This is a genomic window from Arthrobacter sp. 135MFCol5.1 (genome assembly GCF_000374865.1).
Taxonomy (GTDB): Bacteria; Actinomycetota; Actinomycetes; order Actinomycetales; family Micrococcaceae; genus Arthrobacter.
In genome coordinates this window covers 70411-89797 of record NZ_KB895455.1, presented here as the reverse complement: position 1 = coordinate 89797, position 19387 = coordinate 70411, and the positions used below count along the sequence as shown (strand labels likewise).

General features: G+C 68.8%; 17 protein-coding genes. 4 read left to right on the top strand and 13 right to left on the bottom strand.

The genetic code is table 11. The annotated features are described in order from the left end of the window. Positions 1-70 precede the first annotated feature (70 nt). On the top strand, positions 71-637 hold the full coding sequence (locus tag C563_RS0109000) for a hypothetical protein (protein WP_018761715.1): 567 nt from the start codon (positions 71-73) through the stop codon (positions 635-637). Positions 638-650: 13 nt separating this feature from the next. Then, positions 651-2258: an FAD-dependent monooxygenase gene (locus tag C563_RS0108995; RefSeq protein ID WP_018761714.1), complete on the top strand. Its 1608-nt coding sequence runs from the start codon at positions 651-653 to the stop codon at positions 2256-2258. A gap of 537 nt (positions 2259-2795) precedes the next feature. Here C563_RS0108995 and C563_RS0108990 read toward each other — a convergent pair. The 8 genes from C563_RS0108990 to C563_RS0108955 form a co-directional block, all read right to left on the bottom strand. After that, positions 2796-3710, bottom strand: coding sequence for an NAD(P)H-hydrate dehydratase (locus C563_RS0108990; RefSeq protein ID WP_051083457.1), 915 nt, complete (start codon positions 3708-3710; stop codon positions 2796-2798). Continuing rightward, positions 3679-4500 carry a histidine phosphatase family protein gene (locus C563_RS0108985; protein WP_018761712.1) on the bottom strand — a complete coding sequence of 274 codons (822 nt, stop codon included), beginning with the start codon at positions 4498-4500 and terminating at the stop codon, positions 3679-3681. Before C563_RS0108985 ends, C563_RS0108990 begins: the two co-directional genes overlap by 32 nt. Positions 4501-4648: 148 nt before the next feature. Continuing rightward, positions 4649-6343 (bottom strand): alkaline phosphatase D family protein, encoded by a 1695-nt coding sequence (locus C563_RS0108980; RefSeq protein WP_018761711.1) that lies wholly within the window; start codon positions 6341-6343, stop codon positions 4649-4651. A gap of 112 nt (positions 6344-6455) precedes the next feature. Further along, entirely contained in the window at positions 6456-7580 is a 1125-nt protein-coding gene (locus C563_RS0108975) for an LCP family protein (RefSeq protein ID WP_018761710.1), read from the bottom strand. 126 nt (positions 7581-7706) lie between these two features. Further along, positions 7707-8357 (bottom strand): arsenate reductase/protein-tyrosine-phosphatase family protein, encoded by a 651-nt coding sequence (locus tag C563_RS0108970; RefSeq protein WP_018761709.1) that lies wholly within the window; start codon positions 8355-8357, stop codon positions 7707-7709. A 144-nt stretch (positions 8358-8501) separates the two neighbouring features. Beyond that, positions 8502-9125 carry a DUF305 domain-containing protein gene (locus C563_RS0108965; RefSeq protein WP_018761708.1) on the bottom strand — a complete coding sequence of 208 codons (624 nt, stop codon included), beginning with the start codon at positions 9123-9125 and terminating at the stop codon, positions 8502-8504. Positions 9126-9179: 54 nt separating this feature from the next. Next, the gene (locus C563_RS0108960; protein WP_018761707.1) at positions 9180-9644 is read right to left on the bottom strand and encodes a hypothetical protein; all 465 of its coding nucleotides are present in this window, start codon (positions 9642-9644) and stop codon (positions 9180-9182) included. Beyond that, positions 9641-11758 carry a copper-translocating P-type ATPase gene (locus C563_RS0108955; RefSeq protein WP_018761706.1) on the bottom strand — a complete coding sequence of 706 codons (2118 nt, stop codon included), beginning with the start codon at positions 11756-11758 and terminating at the stop codon, positions 9641-9643. Before C563_RS0108955 ends, C563_RS0108960 begins: the two co-directional genes overlap by 4 nt. 222 nt (positions 11759-11980) lie before the next feature. Here C563_RS0108955 and C563_RS0108950 point away from each other — a divergent pair, with 222 nt between their 5' ends. Further along, positions 11981-12700 carry a PAS and ANTAR domain-containing protein gene (locus C563_RS0108950; protein ID WP_018761705.1) on the top strand — a complete coding sequence of 240 codons (720 nt, stop codon included), beginning with the start codon at positions 11981-11983 and terminating at the stop codon, positions 12698-12700. Positions 12701-12785: 85 nt separating this feature from the next. Further along, complete coding sequence (gene nhaA, locus C563_RS0108945; protein WP_018761704.1) at positions 12786-14153, top strand: Na+/H+ antiporter NhaA; 1368 nt, start codon at positions 12786-12788, stop codon at positions 14151-14153. 37 nt (positions 14154-14190) lie between these two features. Here the strand turns inward: nhaA and C563_RS0108940 are convergent, their stop codons facing one another. The 5 genes from C563_RS0108940 to C563_RS0108920 all read right to left on the bottom strand — a co-directional run bounded on the left by C563_RS0108940 (position 14191) and on the right by C563_RS0108920 (position 19361). Further along, positions 14191-14436, bottom strand: a complete 246-nt coding sequence (locus tag C563_RS0108940) for a hypothetical protein (protein ID WP_018761703.1) — start codon at positions 14434-14436, stop codon at positions 14191-14193. A 199-nt stretch (positions 14437-14635) separates the two neighbouring features. Then, complete coding sequence (locus C563_RS0108935; protein ID WP_018761702.1) at positions 14636-15793, bottom strand: ABC transporter ATP-binding protein; 1158 nt, start codon at positions 15791-15793, stop codon at positions 14636-14638. Further along, complete coding sequence (locus tag C563_RS0108930; protein WP_026264572.1) at positions 15790-17379, bottom strand: ABC transporter permease; 1590 nt, start codon at positions 17377-17379, stop codon at positions 15790-15792. The genes C563_RS0108935 and C563_RS0108930 overlap by 4 nt, the downstream gene beginning before the upstream one ends. 4 nt (positions 17380-17383) lie before the next feature. Next, positions 17384-18433: an iron ABC transporter substrate-binding protein gene (locus C563_RS0108925; RefSeq protein ID WP_018761700.1), complete on the bottom strand. Its 1050-nt coding sequence runs from the start codon at positions 18431-18433 to the stop codon at positions 17384-17386. Positions 18434-18638: 205 nt separating this feature from the next. Next, positions 18639-19361, bottom strand: coding sequence for a VIT1/CCC1 transporter family protein (locus tag C563_RS0108920; protein WP_018761699.1), 723 nt, complete (start codon positions 19359-19361; stop codon positions 18639-18641). Positions 19362-19387: the final 26 nt, after the last annotated feature.

The window sequence follows — 19387 nt, the reverse complement described above, 5'->3', positions numbered from 1 at the left end:
CGAAAGACTCTGGGACGCCTGCGGCGGTTCCGGTCAGGCTGGAGGGAACACCGCAAGGAAAGGGGGCGCCATGTCCTTCGAATCCGGCCCGGCTCCCCGGGCCAAAGCCTGGTTGGCCGTGGCTAAATGCGTGGGGACGTCCGCCCTGATGCTTGCCCGCAGGCAAGTGCACCTGCCTGCGGGGAACGTGGGCCGGATGCTGCGGTTCGCGGACGGGAGCGCCGCGCGGGTCTACCGGGAGACCGCCGTCGGCCGCCCTCCCGCCGCGGAGCCCTGCGTACTCGTAGTCACCTTCACCCTGCGCCTGGTGCGCGGCCGGGCGCACAGGTTGTTCGAGACCGAGAGCCTCCTGAACACCCCACTGTTCGTGGGGTTCCCGGGGTTCGTGTCCAAGCTGTGGTGCGCCCACGATACCTTCGGTGCCTACCGCGGGTTGTACGAGTGGGACGGTGCCGAGCAGGCGCGCCGTTACGCCGCCGCCCTCTGGCGGGTCCTTGAACTGGTCAGCGTCCCAGGATCCATCAGCTTCAAAATCCTCCCTGGCCTGCACCGGGACGAGGCCTTGGCCGACCCCGCCCGGATGCGCCTTGCCGCCCACCCCGAACACGCCTGGTGGCGGCTCCTCCCCGCAGCGTGAGGGCCCGGCAGCCATGGGACGCGGGCAAGGACCGACGCCGGACACCGACGTCCTCGTTGTCGGCGCTGGTCCGGCCGGGCTCACCACCGCGCTCCAGGCACAGGCCCATGGCGCCTCCGTCAGGGTGGTGGACCGCCGCCCGCACCTGACACGCCCGTCCCGGGCCTTGATGCTCCATGCCCGCGCCCTGGAAGGGCTGCGGCCGCTGGCAGTCACCGGAGAACTGCTCCGCCGCGCCGACACCACCCCGGAAGCGCGGCTCCACCTGGGCCGGCGTATCGTCGAAGCCCGGCTGGGCCACGCGGACCTCCCGGACACGGCCTTCCCGCACCTGACCCTGGTCCGGCAGGCCGACGTCGAGGCCGTGCTGTGGCAGGCACTCCAGGAGCGGGGCGTTCACGTGGACTGGGGCGTGGAGTTCCGCGGGCTCGGCCGCGGCGGCGTACAACCAGAAGGAGGCATGGTCCGGGCGCAGCTTTGCCGCGACGGCGGCGGCCGGGAAGAGCATGATGCCCGGTTCCTGGCCGGTTGCGACGGGCAGGCCGGCACCGTCCGCAGCATCACGGGCGCCCGCTGGGAGGGCGGTCCCTACCGGGTGGAGGCTGTCCTGGCCGACCTGGAACTTGACGGGCCCCTGGACCCGGGGGTCCTGCACGTCGCCGTCGGCAGCGCCGGGCTGACCTTCCTTTTCGCCCTTGGGGAAGGAGCCACCTGGCGCATGCTGGCAACCCGGCCCGCGGACCCGCAACCCGCCGCATTGTTCGGCCAGTTGGGCCCGGCCGTCCCGCCAGGGGAAGTGGAACGCCTCGTCAGGGTCTCGGGGCTGGGCGCCGCGGTCCGGGACGTCCGGTGGTCGGCGCAGGTCGCGCTTCAACACCGTCTTGCCAGTTCGTTCGGCGTCGATCCCGTCTTCCTGGCAGGGGACGCCGCGCACGCACATTCTCCGGCCGGCGGTCAAGGCATGAACAACGGCATCCTCGACGCCCTCAATATTGGCTTGAAGCTCGGCTTCGCCTCGACGGCCGGCGGGCCCCTCCCTGAGTTGCTCAGCTCCTACCACCAGGAGCGCCGGCTTGCTGCCCGGCAGGTCCTTGCCCTGACCCACGTCATCTTTTTTGGTGAGGCCTCGCCGCACCCTGCCGCCCGGCTGGCCCGGAGCATTCTTCCTGCGTTGGCGCCGGTCCTGCCGTTCCTGCTGCGCCGGCAGTGGCTCACGTCCAAGGGCATCAGGCTCCTGGCCCAGCCTTTCGTGCGGTACCGGAGCAGCGCTGTCTCCATTGACGGGACACCCCGGTCGGTCCGGTGGCCACGGCCCGGCGACCGGCTGCCGGACGCGCCGGCCTCGGTGGCGGGACGGGAAGTGCGCCTGCATGACCTGACGGCCCTCCCGGGGGTCCATCTCTTGCTGGAGCGGGATGCCGGCCCGGACGCCTTGGATGCCCTGGCGTTGCCGGCGCGTGCGGGACACAGCCCCATGGTCCATGTCCACCGGCTCAGCAGCCATCCGGGCCGGGGCATGGTGGCCGTGCGCCCGGACGGATATGTCGGCTTCAGCTGCGGCGAGGCGGACCCGGCGCAAGTGGGGGACTGGCTGCGGCTGGTGGGTGCCTTGCCGTCCTGACGGGTGGTTGCCGGGGCATGTCCGGCGTATCCTGATCAGTCCAAGGCACATCTGCCCAGCCTGAGAGGGGAAGTTCCATGACCATCCCGCCAGTGCACGAACCTGAGCCGTTTCCGCCCGAACCCGGACCGGAGCCGAGCTCCCCGGATCCCACCCAGCCCCGCCCGCCCGGGCCGCCGTCGCCACATCCGTTCCCCGCACCACCGTCGCCGGGACCGTTGCCCGTTCCCGATCCCGGGCCGGCGCCGCTCCGGCCGGACCCCACCAGGGATTGACCGCACGAGCACTTGAAGGCCCGCGCTCCGAGTGCTAAAAAAATCAGTATTAGACAACAAAGGCTCGGGAGGCGGGCAAACCTGTTGACTGCCTTATGGGGCGGATCGCCACACTGTGCACGCCACAGCGCCAGACAGCGCATCGGCAGCTGAGGCCTGTACTTCCCGACACGGTGGCCCCCGGCTTCGGCCGGGGGCCATCCGCGCGTCCGGCCTCCCTGTGTTCCGGTCACGTACCGGCCGGGTGCCCCGGCATCAGGAATCAGGTGCTGAGTTCCAGCATCAACGCAGGCATTTCCTCGGCTAGTTCGCGGGCCAGGAACCCCATGGGGCCCCGCCTGCTGGCCAGCCGGTCCGCGGCGGCCGCATGCAGGTGCGTCCCCCAGCACGCTGCCTGGACGCCGGTGGTTCCCCTCGCCCGGAGGCCGGCGATGGTCCCCGCCAACACATCCCCGCTGCCGGAGGTGCCAAGGCCGCCGTATCCCGTGGTGATCTTCCAGGGGCCCGGGCCGTCGTCAAAGCCTGGAGGCTGCGTGATCAGGCCCTGGCAACTGACAACGGCGCCGAACCGGGCGGAGACCTCGGCCAGGTCTCTTTCAAGGTCCGCCACCTCGCGCCCCAGCAGGATTCCCGCTTCGGTGGGGTTCGGGGTCAGGACCAGCCGGCCGCGCCAGGGGTCCAGCCGGTCTTCCAGCGGCACCAGGGCGCCCAAGGCGTAGGCATCGAGGACGACGGCGGGCCGTTCCGTACCGGGCGACTCGCGGTCAAGCATCGCCACCAGCAGTTCCGCCGCAAGGTCCGGGTCATCCAACCCCGGTCCGACCAAGACCGCGTCCGCCCCGTCCAAATACGCGGCAACAGGGTCCAGTTCCGCCTTGAGGGAACCTTCCGCAGTTTCGGGCAGCCCGATGCAACCACACTCAGGCAACGCGACCCCCAGCTGCACCGCAACGGACCCGGCCACTGCCAGCGTGAGTTTACCTGCCCCGGCCCGCAGCGCGGCGGTGCCGGCCAGCAGCGCCGCGCCAGGGGTGGTCCGGGCCCCGCCGATCACCAGCACCGACCCACGGGAGTATTTGTCTGCGCCGGGTGCCGGCAGGGGCCACTCGCGCAGGAGCGACGGGGTGACCAGGGTGGCGCCGGCGTCACCGGGGCCGGACACTGGTGTCTCCCGCATGCTCGGTGACAGCGACGCCCTGCTCGGCCAGGTGGCTGGCCACGTTGAAGCTTTCCAGGGTCCACGGTCCCTCACCGGAGGGGCGCACAAACCTGGTTACCGAGGCATTGAGGATGGCTTCGGTGGCCGCGAGGTCCAGCAACTCCCTCTCCGTGAGTCCTTCCAGCACGTACCGGAACAGCATGATCACGGCGTCATGGCACACCAGCATGACCCGGTGGCCGGCACCCAGGCCATTCAGCTCTGCAAGGACGGACCGCAGCCGGAGCGCCACGTCCGCCCAGGATTCCCCGCCCGGCGGCCGGTAGTACAGTTTGCCCAGCCAGTCCCGCCGTTCGGCTTCCACCGGGTAGCGGTTCTCCACGCCCAGCCGGGTGAGCCGGTCCAGGATGCCCAGTTCGCGGTCCCGCAGCCGTTCATCAATCCGAACCTGCAGCGGCCAGCCTGCCGTTTCCACGGCGATCCGGGCTGTCTGACGAGCGCGCGCATAGGGGGAGGAGACCACGGCGTCGGGACGGAACCCTTCCGCGATCCGGGACAGGGCAACACCCAACGCCTTTGCCTGGTCCTTCCCGGTGCCGGAAAGGTCCACATCGGCATCGCGGGCCGGCACGTCGATGACCTCAACCCCCGCGTCCCGGGCCTCCGTGGCGGCCACGTTGCCTTCGCTTTCGCCGTGCCGGACCAGGAGCAGCTCCACCGCTCCGGCTGCCCTGACCGCTGCTGTCAAGCCGTCGTCGCCGGACGGGCCGCCGCCCGAAATGTCTTTCTTCGAAGAATAGCCGTTCAAGGAACCACCCCGTCCGTTTGCCGTGCCGAAGCCCCCACTATGTGCGGCGTACCCAAGGAACGTCGGAAAATAACGGCCGACGGCGGTCCCGGCGCCAGGGGCGCGCAGCCGCCGTCGGCCCGGCACCAGGGTGATGGGGCCGGAACACCTACCTTTGGGGCGTGAGGGTCTGGGAGAACACGGTGGCGCCGTTGGCGTTCCGGAGGCTCACGGTGAAGCTGTTGTCCTCCCCGAGCTGCACGTGCCCGAAGAACTGGTTTTCGCCGTCCCGCGGGGACTCCCCGGCGAAGCGGCCGGACTTGGAAAACACCACCTCCGGCCCGAACGTGCCGTCCATGGCGTTGGGACCGAACGAGCCCGCCGCGATGGGCCCGGCCACGAACTCCCAGAAGGGGTCGAAGTCGGTGAAGGCCGCCCGTTCGGGGGAGTAGTGGTGGGCGGCGCAGTAGTGCACGTCGGCGGTCAGCCACACAGTGTTCTTCACACCGTTGCGCTTGAAGGCGCTGAGCACCCCGGCCAGTTCAAGCTCGCGGCCCAAGGGTGCGCCGGGGTCGCGGTTGGAGACGCTTTCCTCATTCACGGGTCCGTCCGGGACCACGACGCCCAGGGGCAGGTCGTTGGCGATCACCTTCCACGTTGCTTTGGATTTGGACACCTCGCTGATGAGCCAGTCCACCTGCTCCCGGCCCAGGATGGAGGTGGCATAGGGCTCCTTGCCATCCGTGTTGGGGGACTTGAAGGTGCGCATGTCCAGGCAGAAGATGTCCAGCTGCGGCCCGCGGGAGATCTTCCGGTAGATGCGGGCCGGCTGGTACGTGCCGGCGTCGTCGAACGTGCCGGGGCGCCACAGGGCGGAGCTGTCCGCGATGGGCATGTTTTCCTGCCAGGCCTGGCGGCCGCGCGCGGCGAGGGTGTTGACGTCCCGCACCGTGTAGCGGGAGTCATCCAGGACCTGGCCGGGGTACCAGTTGTTGTGGGTCTCGTGGTCGTCCCACTGGGCGATGACCGGGACGTCGGCGAACAACGCGCGCATATTGGCGTCCATGGAGTTGTAGCGGTGCCTGCCGCGGAACTCGGTCAGCGTCTCGGCCACCTTGGAGACCTCCTCGGTCACCAGGTTCTTCCAGACCTGGCCGTCCTTTTCGGTGACATTCTCCGCAATGGGACCGTCGGCATAGATGGTGTCGCCGGAGTGGATGAAGAAGTCCGGCCGGGTCTGGTGCATGGCCCGGTAGCCGCGCATGCCGCCGATCTCCTCGTTGATGCCCCACCCCTGGCCGGCTGTGTCGCCGGTCCACACGAAGCTCTGCGCAAACGACGCCGGGACGTCGCCGCTGTTGCCCACCCCACCGGTGCGGCCCTTGCCGTTGACCGTCCCGGTGTCGGGGGCCGTGCGGAAACTGCCGAGGACCGTCTCGCTGGCCGCGCCGCCGTCGTCCTCGAAGCTGATTTCCAAGGCGAACCGGGTGTTGGACGGCAGGTTGCCGGCATGGATCTTGGCCGTGAAATCTGAGGCCTGGGTGGCGCGGGGGCCACGGAGGACCCGCCCAAAGGCACCGCGTCCGCGAAGGACCTGGCCGCCGTCGTCCACCGCCCGCAGGACCGCAGTCATCCGGCCGGCACCCGAGGCGCGGGACCACAGGACGGCAGAATCGGAGGTGACGTCCCCGGTGGCGATGCCGCTGGGGAGGGTGAGGCGGTTGCGGACCAACGCGACGCCGGCGGGAGACTGGCCGGTTTCGGCTGCCTGGGCGGCGGCGGGGACGGAGGCGAGCGCGGCAGCCAGGACCGAGCCTTTGACGACGGTGCGGCGGGAAACGGTGGTGCGGGAGTTCTCAGTCATACCCTGAGGTTCCCGCGGGCGGACGCACGGACATGGTCCTGCGGGTAAACCCGGGGTGAGGCGGTCCTGAACAGGCGGTGGCCAGGATGGGGGGCCGCCTTGGGGCGGAGGGCTACGGGACCGCGAAGTCGGCGATCCTGCCCTCCCGCAGTGCGGCACCGACGGCGGCGATGCCGCCATAATCGGGGAATACCACCGACTGCCCGGCCGCCATGCCGGTCCCGGCCGTGGGCAGGGTCATGGTGCCGATGGCGTTCACGTCCAGGTTCCGCAGGCTGTAGGCGAGGATGGCGGCCTGGACGGGGTCGAAGCCCTTGTCCACCGTGAGGCAGCAGCCCGCGAAGTCCACCAGCGACCGGACCGCGTTCACGTCGTTCAGGGCGCCGCCGCCGGTAAGCCGGGCCAGGATGGCGCGCAGCATGGTCCGCTGGTTCTGTACCCGTTGGAAGTCTCCGTCGGTGAAGGCGTAGCGTTCGCGGCTGAACTCCAGGGCAGCCTGCCCGTCAAGATGGTTGATGCCCTGGCTGAACACATGCTGGGTTTCGATAGTGGACTGGAAGGCAAAAGGGACGTTGACGTCGATGCCGCCCAGCCCGTCCGTAAGTGCCCGGAAGCCGTTGAAATCGAGCATCAGGGTGTGGTCGATGGTGACGCCCAGCAACTGCTGCACGGTCTGCGTGGTCAGGTCGATGCCGCCGTACTCCAAGGCCGCATTGATCTTGGAGCCGCCCACGCCCGGGACGTCCACCCACAGATCCCGCATGATCGAAATGACATAGAGCGTGTGGCGGTCCGCGGGCACATGGACCAGCATCAACGAATCCGAGCGCTGGTCCGAGGGCTCGCCGGTCTCCGCGGTGTGGGCTGCCTCGTTCCGGGCGATCCCCCGGCTGTCGCTGCCGATGACCAGCACATTCATCTCGCCCGCCGGGAGGTCCGGAATCGGCTGCGGCGGAGGAGGCGGAGGCGGAGCGGGCGCCGGTGGAGGTGTTTCGGACGGCGTGGGTGTGGGCGTGGGCGTTTCGCTCGGTGACTGGGTTTGCGTGGCCGCGGGGGCGGCGTCCCTGCCCGCGCGGTTGAGGCTGAACACCGCGATCCCCGCGGCCGCCACCAGCACCAGTGCCAGCAGTGCGGCGATCCAGCGGCGGCGGCCGAGGGCCGCAAGCCAGGCGGGCCGGTGGGGCACGGACGGGCGGGTGGGGGGACCGGCGGGTCCGGTTGGATCAGGCGTGCTCATGCGGTGCCTCCACCTCATCGTGTTGCGGGTGGGATCAGTGTCCGCCAGTGATACCCCTGTTGGCTACAGGCTTGTCCAAACTGTCACCTGGGGCGTGTCGCCGGGCCGCCGGGCACCCACGGTTCGTTACGGCGCGCCGGCTGCGTCCCCGCGGACCGGGGAATTGAGGCGGGCGTGGCGCAGGATGGACACGATGGCGGGGGCCAGCTGGTCCTCCATCTGCCGGTACACCTCCGGCGGCCGGCGGTACGGGTCCACGATGTCGTTCTCGGCGGGATCTGCGGGGAGCGAGAGGTGCCGCACCCCGGCGGCACGCGCCGGCAATCCCCGCCAACGGGTTGTGTGGGCAGCCAGCCAGCCGTCGTCGTCGGCCGCGTTGTCCGTGGACGCGGACGTGTCCCTCTGGTCCAGGATGTCGAGCATACGGGCGAACTCGCGGATGGTGAAGGTGCGCTTGAGGAGGGAGGCATCGAGCTGCAGGACCTCGCCGCGGTGTCCGGAGGTCATGGTGAGTACCAGGTCCACGCCGCGCAGGATGGCGGGGGTGAGCTGCCGTGCGGCAAACCCTTCCGGATCCCCGCCGTAGGTCCGCACGATCTCCGCGGAAATGGGCTGCATGGGTTCGCCCACCATGGCCCGGGTGCCGGCGCTCGCCACCTGGAACCCTCCCGGCACGGCTTGGTCCAGCCCCGCCTGCAGCAGCCGTTCGGCCACGGGAGAGCGGCAGATGTTCCCGGTGCAGACGGTCAGGATCTTGACTGGCGCGGAATTGTCCAAGGAGATGTTCTCTTTCCCAGCTGGTGGCAGGACCGGTGGGCCCGTGCCTTTCAACTTAACACGCAACGGCGCGGCGGCGGCCCCCTGGCCGGGTGCCGCTGCCGCGCCGTTGCGTGTTTTGATGCCGGGCGCCCGCCGGGCAGCTTACAGAACGGTCAGCAGCTGCTTCATTTGTGTGATCTCGGCCTGCTGGGCGTCCACGATGTCGTGGCCCAGCTTCACGGCGTCCGGGAATTTGCCGGCGCTGATCTCCTGCCGGGCCATATCGATGGCGCCCTCATGGTGGCCGATCATCTGTTCCAGGAACAGTTTCGCGGCGTCGGTCCCGGTGGCGGACTCCAGCTTCTCGATGCCGGCATCGTCCACCATGCCGGTCATGCCGTGTCCCGAGTGGTCGCTCATCATGGTGGGCACGTTCCAGGCTTTAAGCCAGCCGGTCATCTGCTCGATCTCCGGTGCCTGGGCGGCCTTGATCTTCGTGGCGAGCGCTGTCACCTCTGCGGGCACCCCGGGCTTCGCCAGGACGATGCCGCTCATCTCCACTGCCTGGGCGTGGTGCGGGATCATCATCTGGGCAAACATGATGTCCGCCTGGTTATGGTCGGCGCTGGCGCCGGGCATGGTGCCGGCGCTTGGCATGGTACTCGACATGGGGTTGGAGCTGCCGTGGTCCATGGGCATGCTGCCGGAGCCTGTGGCGCAGCCGGCGAGGCTGAGGGACGCGGCGAGGGCAACGGTGATGGACAGGGTCTTGAATGTGGTGTTCATGGTGTCTTTCAGGGAGGTAGTGGAACTGGGCCGGGGTGATGGGCACAGTCCGGTTTACGTCCGGCTGATGGACAGGTCGCAGGGTGAGGGGCTGGGCGGCAGGTACCCATAGGAGGAGCTGGGGTCGCCGGCCGGCGGCAGCAGCGAGACGACGGCAAAGGTTGCCTGGGGTGGGGCAACGGTGACCGGACTCCCCGGTGCGGTTGGGATGCACGGTGCCCCCGATTCCTGCGCTCCCGGGCAGGAGGTGCCGCACGTGGACGGCGCCAGAGCCGGCGCGTCCATGGAGGCCGCTGCGACCGCGTGGCCGGTATGGCCCGGCTGGTCCCCAACCGTGGAATGCACGACGGCGGTGTGCCCGGCGGGCGCCGTATGGGAGGCTGCGCTGTGCGACACGACGCCCTGCGCAACGAGCCCGTGCGAGGCGTGGCCCGCGGTCAGTACGTGCATGCCGAGCAGGCCCGCGATAACGGCCAGGGTGCGGGCCAGCAGCAGGGCCTGGTGCAGTGCCCGGTTCACTGCACCTCCGACGGGTTCAGCTTCAGGCGCCGGAGGAGCTGGGCGTTCAAGGCCACCACAACGGTGGAGGCAGACATCAGCACGGCCCCTGCCGCCGGTGAGAGCACTACGCCGGCAAAGGCCAGGACGCCTGCGGCCAGCGGCACGGACAGGATGTTGTAGCCCGCCGCCCACACCAGGTTCTGCCACATCTTCCGGTAGCTCGCCCGGGAGAGGTCCACCATGGACAGCACCGCACGCGGATCGTTTCCTGCCAGCACCACGCCGGCGGATTCCATGGCCACGTCGGTCCCGGCGCCAATGGCGATGCCCACCTCGGCGCGGGCAAGGGCCGGGGAGTCGTTGACGCCGTCGCCCACCATGGCCACCTTCAAGCCGCGGGCTTGCAGTTCGGCAACTTTCTTGTCTTTGTCCGCGGGAAGGACCTCGGCGAATACCTCGTCAATGCCCAGGTCGGCGGCCACGGCCTGCGCCACCTGGCGCGCGTCCCCGGTGACCATGGCCACCTTGATACCGCGGCGCTGGAGGGCTGACACGGCCTGCCGCGATTCGGCCCGCACGGCGTCTTCCATGCTCACGGCGCCCAGGATGGTGCCGTCGCCGTCCACCACGTGCAGGACTGCGGCGCCGCGTTCCATCCATGCCCGCGTCCGGACGGCCAGGGCCTCGGGCTCGACGACGCCGAGCTCGCGCAGGAGCGCGGGTCCGCCCACGTGCACAGTGCGGCCGTCCACGACGGCCCGGACGCCCCGGCCCGCCAGGGCGGTGAAGCCCGTGGCTGCCGGGAGTGCCAGGTTCCGGGCTCCGGCGGCCCGGACGATGGCACGCGCCACGGGGTGCTCGCTGTCGGATTCAACGGCGGCGGCCAGGGCGAGCACGGCATCGGCCTCGGCACCTTCGGCGGCGGCGATGTCCTTCAGCTCAGGTTCGCCGGTGGTCAGGGTGCCGGTCTTGTCGAACAGGACGACGTCGACGGTGCGCATGCGCTCCAGTGCCATCCGGTTCTTGATGAGCACCCCTGCCCGGGCGGCCTGTTCCGTGGAAATGGCGATGACCAGCGGGATGGCCAGCCCCAACGCGTGCGGGCAGGCGATCACCAGGACAGTGACGGTACGGGTAACGGCGTCGGGGACGCTTCCCAGCAGCGTCCAGCCGATGAAGGTCAGCACGCCGGCTCCGGCGGCGAAGTAGAACAGGAACGCCGCCGCGCGGTCCGCGAGGGCTTGCGCGCGCGAGGATGAGGCCTGGGCCTCTTCCACCAGCCGCTGGATTCCGGCCAGGGCGGTCTGGTCGCCCACTGCCGTGACCCGGACCCGGACGCTGCTGTCCGTGGCCACGGTTCCGGCCACCACCGGATCGCCGGTGCCGCGTGGGACGGTTTTGGATTCGCCGGTGATCATGGACTCGTCGAACTCCGCCTGGCCGTCCACCACGGTCCCGTCCGCCGGCATGCGGGCGCCGGGGCGGACCAGGACGAGATCGCCGGGGGCCAGATCGGCAACGGGGACAATTTCCGCGCCGCCCTCCGTGATGCGCTCGGCCTCGTCCGGGAGCAGCGCCGCGAGGGCGTCAAGGGCGCCCTGGGCTGATCCGAGGGCGCGCATTTCGATCCAGTGGCCCAGCAGCATGATGGCCACCAGGAGCGCCAGCTCCCACCAGAAATCCAGGTCGAAGCCGCCGATCCCCAGGCTGGTGACCCAGGAGGCCGCAAAAGCCACGGTGATGGCCATGGCGATCAGCAGCATCATCCCGGGCGTGCGGTCCTTGAGTTCCTGGAGGCCGCCCTTGAGGAACGGCTGGCCGCCATACAGGAATATCACGGTGCCCAGGACCGGCGGAATCCAGGCGGCGCCGGGAAACTCGGGCGGCATGTAGCCCAGCAGGTGGCCCATCATGGGGCTGAAGTAGACCACCGGCACGGACAGGGCGAGCGTCAGCCAGAACCGGTTCTTGAACATGGCGGTGCTGTGGCCGGCGTGCTGCCCGTGGGTGTGCACGGCGTGGTCATCGTCATGCTCGTGGCCGCCGTGGTGAGGGTGCCCGGTGGGGGCCGCCGGAGCGTGCGTGAGGGGGCCGGCCGCCGCCGGGTGGTGGGAGTGGTTCCCGTGGCTCATGTCAGTTCCATTCCATAGACGATCATGGGGCGCTGGGGTTGACCGGCTGTAAGGCCGGTGCAGGCACCGGCCGGGACAAACCACGTCACTGACAACAGCTTGAATATACCCCCTAGGGGTATGTGCGTTCAAGTCTTTAGCCCATTTCCTGCGGGAGTTCCATAGGACCTCCCGCACTACTTTCCGCTGCTCCATTCGCCCATACTGGGAGGAGCGAGTACGGTGCCGGCCCGCTGGGGGCTGGCCAATACCTGGGAAGTGGGCCTCGTGACCGAGCTGAGCGACTTGTACACCTACTCCAGCGCCCTCGGCGACGACCAGTGCGACGCCGGGGTGTTCCGCGTGGACCTGGCCGGGCCGGCGTTCCATTGGTCCAATGGCATGTACCAGCTGCACGGCTACCAGCGCGGGGAGGTGGTGCCCACCCTCGAACTCGTCTTTGCGCACAAGCATCCCGATGACCGCGGACAATGCGAGGAAATCACCGCCAGGGTGGCGGAGACCGGCGGCTTCTTCTGCATGTACCACCGCATTATTGACGCCAAAGGCCACACGCGCCGGGTCATGACCTCCGGTGAGGCGATCCTCGGCGACGACGGATCAGTGGTGGCGCTCGAAGGCGTGATGGTGGACCTCACCCGGACCCTGCAGCGCGAGACCGAACAGACTGCGCGGGATGCCGTTGCCGGCGCCACCTCCACCCGCACGGTGATCGACCAGGCTCGCGGCATCCTCATGGGCCTGCTGAAGCTCGGCTCGGACGAGGCCTTCCAGTTGCTCGTGGCCACCAGCAGCCACCGGAACGTCAAGCTCGTGGTGGTGGCCGCCGAACTGGTGCAGCTGGCCAATTCCGTTGACGGGCGGACCTACCTGGACCGCGCCGTTCGGGCCATCCAACTGCACGGGCGGAGCCGGGACACCGGGGGACGCCGCGCAGGCTGACCCTCCCGCCCGGTAGAATGGACCCAGGTGCGCCGGGAAGTCTGGTCGGCATGGCTTTGTCGAACCCGGAAATAAGGATGCCTCCATGACCTCCACCCCGCCTGCACCAACACCGCCCCCGCCCAGCCGGAACACGTTTTTCGGCTCCACCGTCTTCTCCCGCGGCAGCTACGCCGAGGCCCTCCGGATCGGTGAAATCCTCCGCAAGGAAACGGTCGGCGGAGCCCTCCTCGTCATCGCGGCGGTCATCGCCCTCGTCTGGGCCAATTCCCCGGCATCGGAGAGCTACTTTGCCCTCCGCGACTTCACGGTGGGCTACGCGCCGTGGCACCTGGAGCTGAGCCTGGGTGCCTGGGCGGCTGACGGCCTGTTGGCCATTTTCTTCTTCCTGGTGGGCCTGGAACTCAAACGGGAATTCGTGGCCGGCGACCTGCGGCAGATCAGCAAATCGATCGTCCCCGTGGCCGCCGCCGTGGGCGGTGTGGCCGTCCCGGCGGTGATTTACGCCGTCGTCAACCTCGCCAGCCCGGAAACCCTGCGCGGCTGGGCCATCCCCACGGCAACCGACATCGCCTTTGCGGTGGCCGTCCTGGCCATCATCGGCTCCCACCTGCCCAGCGCGCTGCGGATCTTCCTGCTGACGCTGGCCGTGGTGGATGACCTGATTGCCATCACCATCATTGCGTTCTTCTACTCCAGCGACATCCAGCCCACCCCGCTGCTCCTGGCGCTCGTTCCGCTGGCGGCCTATGCGTTCCTCGCGCAAAAGTACCGCCGGTTCTTCGGCCGCCATGCCGCCGCGGCCTGGTTGATCCTGCTGCCGCTAGGGGTACTGACGTGGGCGCTGGTGCATGCTTCGGGTATCCATGCCACTGTGGCCGGTGTGCTGTTGGGCTTCGCGGTGCCGGTGATCAGGTCACAGGCCTCCGGCGGTCCGGAAGCGGGTCCGGGGCTCGCCGAGATCTTCGAACACCGGTTCCGGCCCATTTCCGCGGGCGTCGCGGTCCCGATCTTTGCGTTCTTCTCCGCAGGCGTGCTGGTCGGCGGATGGGAAGGCCTGGCTTCGGCGTTGTCGGACCCGGTGGCGCTGGGCATCATCCTGGGCCTGGTCCTGGGCAAGCCGGTGGGAATCCTTGCCACCACCTGGGTGCTGACCAAAGCCACCAGGGCCAGCCTGGACAACTCATTCACGTGGATCGACGTGTTCGGCGTGGCGCTGCTGGCGGGCATCGGTTTCACCGTGTCCCTGCTCGTGGCGGAGCTCAGCTTCGGCAACGGCAGCCTGCATGATGACCATGCCAAGGTGGGCATCCTGGCCGCATCATTGATCGCCGCGCTGCTGGCGACGGTGGTGCTGCGAACCCGGAACCGCCAGTACCGGCTCGCCGAAGAACTCGAGAAAGTGGATTCGGACCACGACGGCATCCCGGACGTCTACCAGGAACGGACCTAAGCCGCTGGTCCTGCCGGCTGCCCGGCCGGAACCCCGCTCACGCCGTCGCGAGCGGCTTCGCCTGGGCGGCCGGTGGAACGGCCGTGACCTCCACGTGCCGGATCTCCAGGGCCTCCGGGTCCAGCAGCTTCCGCGCACCGGTCCTGGAATCCAGGATCCAGAAGAGTTCAAGGGCCGGGACGACGTCGGTCACCCGGCCGCTGTGGAAAAGCTTGCCTCGGTGCCAGGCTTCGATCTGGTCCCCGATGCGGAGCTGGGCGGTACGTATTCCTTGTGCCTCCATGAGGGCTGCCTCCTGCTGTTGTATCCCCGTACGCACAGCTTGCCGTGAAGAGGTTGCCGGAGTGTTTCGGCCCGGTGTTTTTTCTGTGTCAGCAGTGGCGGGCGCACCGGTCAGAAGCTTGTTCGTCCATCTGCGCCCCCTAGCTTCTGATGCGGGGACAAGCTTCGGATACGCCGCCGAGCGCGGCCGGGGCCGGAGCTCAGTCCTCCATCGGGAACGCGACTGCTTCGCCGACCACCCGGAGGCACAGTTCCATCCCGGGCCGGGCAATTGAGGCGTTCCAGTGCCGGATGGTGATCACTTCGCCGCCGCCGGGGTACCGGTGGTCCGCGTGCTCCGCCACCTCTTGCGGCACGTTGAGCTTGAGCCGCACCGTGGTTTCGGGGCCGAAGTAGTCAGTGTCCACCACCACGCCGCGGATGGGGCCGTCCTCGGCGATGCGGATCTGCTCGGGCCGCAGCATCAACTGGACCTTGCCCTGCGCCGGCGGCCGGCGCACCGGAATGCCGCCCAGCGAGCAGGTGGCCAGTGACCCTTCGAGCCAGGCATCCAGGATGACGGCATCGCCCAGGAACTCGGCGGTGGCCCGGTCCGCGGGACGGGTGTAGACGACGAAGGGGTTGCCGATCTGGGCCAGCTTGCCGCCGCGCATGACCGCCACCTGGTCGGCGAAGGACAACGCTTCGGCCTGGTCGTGGGTGACCAGGATGGTGGTAACCCCGGCCTCGGCCAGGACCTTGGCCACGGCGCGGCGGGTGGCAACGCGGAGGCCCGCATCCAAGGCTGAGAAGGGTTCGTCCAGGAGCATCAGTTCCGGTTCCCGTGCCAGGGCGCGGGCCAGGGCCACGCGCTGCTGCTGGCCGCCGGAGAGCTGGTGCGGGCGGCGCTTGGCCATGGCCGGATCCAGGGACACCATGTCCAGGAGCTCCGCCACCCGGGCCGCGACAGCCCGCCGGCCGCCCTCCAGCTTGGCCGGATCCAGGCCAAAGGCAACGTTCTGGCCCACGGTAAGGTGCGGGAAGAGCGCGCCGTCCTGGGCCACGTAGCCGATCTGGCGTTTGTGCGCCGGGAGCCACGCGCCGTCGCCTGCCACGGTGGTGCCGTTGAGCGAGATGGTGCCGGTGTCCGGGTGTTCAAAACCGGCGATGAGGCGCAGCAGCGTGGTCTTGCCGGAGCCGGACGGACCCACGATGGCGGTGGTCCCGCCCTTGGCCACGGACAGGTTGACGCCCCTCAGGACCGCCTGGGATCCGAAGTTCTTGGTGACGTCCGTGATCTGGAGGTGGCTGTTGGTGGTTGCCGCCACGGAGGGGGAGACCCGTGGTTCGGGCAGCCGACGGGTGGATGGTGCTGTCACTGTCCGGCTACTTTCTTGGACTGTTGGAAGAGGAGGTAGGTCATCGGGGCGGAAAGCAGGATCATCAACAGGGCATAGGGAGCCGCACCGGCGTAGTCGATTTCGCTGCTCTTGCTCCAGAACTCGGTGGCCAGGGTCTTGGTGCCGTTGGGGGACAGCAGCAACGTGGCGGTGAGCTCGTTGGCGATGGCCAGGAAAACCAGGGCCGCACCGCCGGCAGCGGCCGGGGCGGTCAGCCGCAGTGTGACGCGGATGAAGGCCAGCAGCGGCGGCTTGCCCAGCGCCTGCGCGGCCTCGTCAAGCTCCTTGGGAGCCTGCGCCAGCCCGGCCCGGAGGTTCACCAGGGCCCGGGGCAGGAACAGCAGGACGTACGCTGCCACCAGCACGCCGGCTGTTTGGTAGATGCCCGGCATCACGCGGATGCTGACGGTGACGAACGCCAGGGCCACCACGATGCCGGGCATCGAGCTGGTGACGTAGTTGGACAGTTCCAGTGACTTGCTGAACCAGCCGGGTCTGCGGACCGCGAGGTACGCCATGGGGAACGCGACCACGATGGTGGCGGCAGCGCCGGCCAGGCCGTATCCGAACGTGGCCAGCAGGGCGGGGAGGAATTCGGCGGCGGTCCAGACGTCCGCGCCGCCGGCCACGATCCATTTCAGTACGTAGTACAGCGGGAGGCCGAACGCCAGTGCCGTCAGCGCCAGCAGGAAGGCCTGGGACGGGATCTGGTAGGCGTGCAGCGGGAGGCGGAGTGCCCGTGCCTGCGCCCCTGAGCCGATCCTCGCGTACCGGGCGGTGCCGCGGCTGCGGACTTCGGCCATCAGCAGCAGCAGGCAGAAGAACACCAGCACGCTGGCCAGCATGTTGCCCGCGGCCCCGTTGAAGGTGGAACGGTATTGGGTCATGATCGCGGTGGTGAAGGTATCGAACCGGATCATGGCGAAGGCGCCGTATTCGGCGAGCAGGTGCAGCCCTACCAGGAGGCCGCCGCCCGTCAGGGCGATCCGCAGCTGGGGAAGCACCACCCGGAAGAGGGCCCGCCAGGCGCCCAGTCCCAGTGCGGCGGCGGACTGCTCGATGGCAGGGTCCAGCCGGCTCAGCGTGGCGGCCGCGGGGATGTACACCAGCGGGAAGTAGGACAGGGTGGAGATCAGGATTCCTGAGCCCAGGCCGCCGAGCGAGGGGATGGCCGACACCCAGGCGTAGCTGTTCACGAATGCCGGGATGGCCAGGGGAGCGGCCAGCAGGACAGCCCAGATCCGCCGGCCGCGGAGGTTGGTCCGTTCCACCAGCCATGCCCCCGCCACGCCAAGCAGCAGGCACAGCGGGACGGTGGCGGCCATCAGGAGCAGGGTGTTGGCCAGCAGTTCGCCCACCCGGGGGCGCAGGATGAGGGCGACGGCGGTGTCCCACCCGGTTGCCACCGTCATGTAGACCACGTATCCCAGCGGGACGAGGGAGAAGAGGGCGATCAGCACCGCCAGGATGGACACCGCGGAAACGCCGAAAGGCGGGCGGGGGCTGTTGCCCCGGCCCGCCGTCGTCGTGCCCCGCCTGGCGGGAGCCGATAGATCGGTGGTCACGGAATTAGAGGAGTCCGGCCTGGGTCATCAGATCGCTGACCTTCTGGGAGTTGAGCTTTGCGGCGTCAACCTTGGGCGCCTGCAGGTCCTTGATGGGCACCAGTTTGTCGTTGGCGGGCACATCGGAGCCAATGGCGTATTCGAACGACGTTCCGTTCTTCAGGACTTCCTGTCCCTTCTTGCCGGTGATGAACTTCAGGAACGCCTGCGCAGCTGCGGCATTCTTCGAGGACTTGAGCACGCCGCCGCCGGAGACGGACAGGAACGCGCCCGGGTCCTCGTTCTTGAAGTAGTACGGCGTGACGTTGCTGGAGTTCTCGCCGGTCTTGGCCTGGTCGCCATAGTAGTAGTAGTGGTAGATCAGCGCGGCGTCCACTTCGCCGGCGTTGACCGCCTTCATGGCCGTGCTGTTCCCCTTGTAGGCCTTGGAGTTGTCCTTCATGGCCTTGAGCCAGTCTTCGGTGGCGCCTTCACCCTTGAGTTCCAGCAGCGCGGAGACGATGGCCTGGAAGTCGGCGCCGGTGGGCGAAGCGGCCCAGCGGCCCTTCCACTCCGGCTTGGCCAGGTCCAGCATGGACTTGGGCAGCTGGTCCTCGGTGAGCTTGGTCTTGTTGTACACCAGGACGGTGGACCGGGCGGCGATGCCCGTCCACTTGCCGGTGGACGGCGCGAACTCGGCGGGAACCTGGGCCAGGGTGTCCTTGTTGACGTCGGCGAACAGGCCGGCGTTCTCCACCTGCGTCATGGCGGGGGAGTTTTCGGTGAGGAACACGTCCGCGGGGGACGCCTGGCCTTCCTGGATGATCTGGTTGGACATTTCGGTGTCGTCGCCCTGGCGGAGGGTCACCTTGATGCCGGTTTCCGCCGTGAAGGCGTCCACCCATTCCTTGGTCAGGCTCTCGTGCTGGGCGTTGTAGACAGTGATCTCGCCGGAGGGGGCGCCGTTGGAAGCGGAGCTGTCACCGGCGGGCGTGCCACCGCCGCAGGCGGTCAGGCCGAGAGCTGCGGTGGCGGCGAGTGCGATGCCTGCCAGCGCGCTGTTGCGGATCTTCATTGAGGCTGCTTTCGTGGGGAAAAAGTCTGCGTGAACCTAAGTCTTTACGGGCACCGGGAGGCGGTGCCTATGTTCAAAAACTGTAGGGTAGGCAAACCTAAGCTCCAAGCCGGAAAGCGCTTTAAGTGACGAGGTTCACATCAATTACGCAAACATGGCGTGACGTAATTAGCCTCGAAGGTCCCGCCGGTACCCCGGCGGCCCGCTAGGCGATGCCCGTGGTGCCCAGGAGGCTGCCCACCGCAAACGTGAAGGCCATGGCGAGTGCGCCGCCCACCACCAGCCGCAGGGTTGCCTTGCGCTTGGAGCTTCCGCCGATCCTGGCGCTGACGGTGCCGGTCAAGGCGAGCGCCAGGATCACGGCGACGAACGTGACCGGGATGCGCGCCTGCTCCGGCGGGAAAATGATGGCCAGCATCGGCAGTACGGCGCCCACCGTGAAGGCGATCGCGGAGGCGAACGCGGCATGCCAGGGGCTTACCACCTCCTCCTCGTCGATGTTCAGTTCGGCGGACAGGTGCGCCTTCAACGCGTCCTTCGCCGTGAGCTCCTCGGCGACGGTCCGGGCCGTGGCTTCGCTGAGCCCCTTGGCCTGGTAGATCTCCGCGAGCTCGGCCAGCTCGCCGTCGGGATCGTCCCGGAGCTCCTGGCGTTCCTTTTCGATCAATGCCCGCTGGCTGTCGCTCTGGCTGCTGACGGACACGTATTCGCCCAGGGCCATGGACACGGCGCCGCCCACCACGGCGGCCGTTCCCGCCACCAGGATCGGGGCGAGGTCGTTGGTCACGCCCGCGACGCCCACTACGGTTGCCGCGACGGAGACGATGCCGTCGTTGGCGCCCAGGACACCGGCCCGCAGCCAGTTCAGGCGGGCGGCCACGCTGCTGTCGTGGGGTTCGTTGTGGCTGAGCTTCACGGTTTCAGACATGCTGGCAGTTAACCACCGCCCGGTTC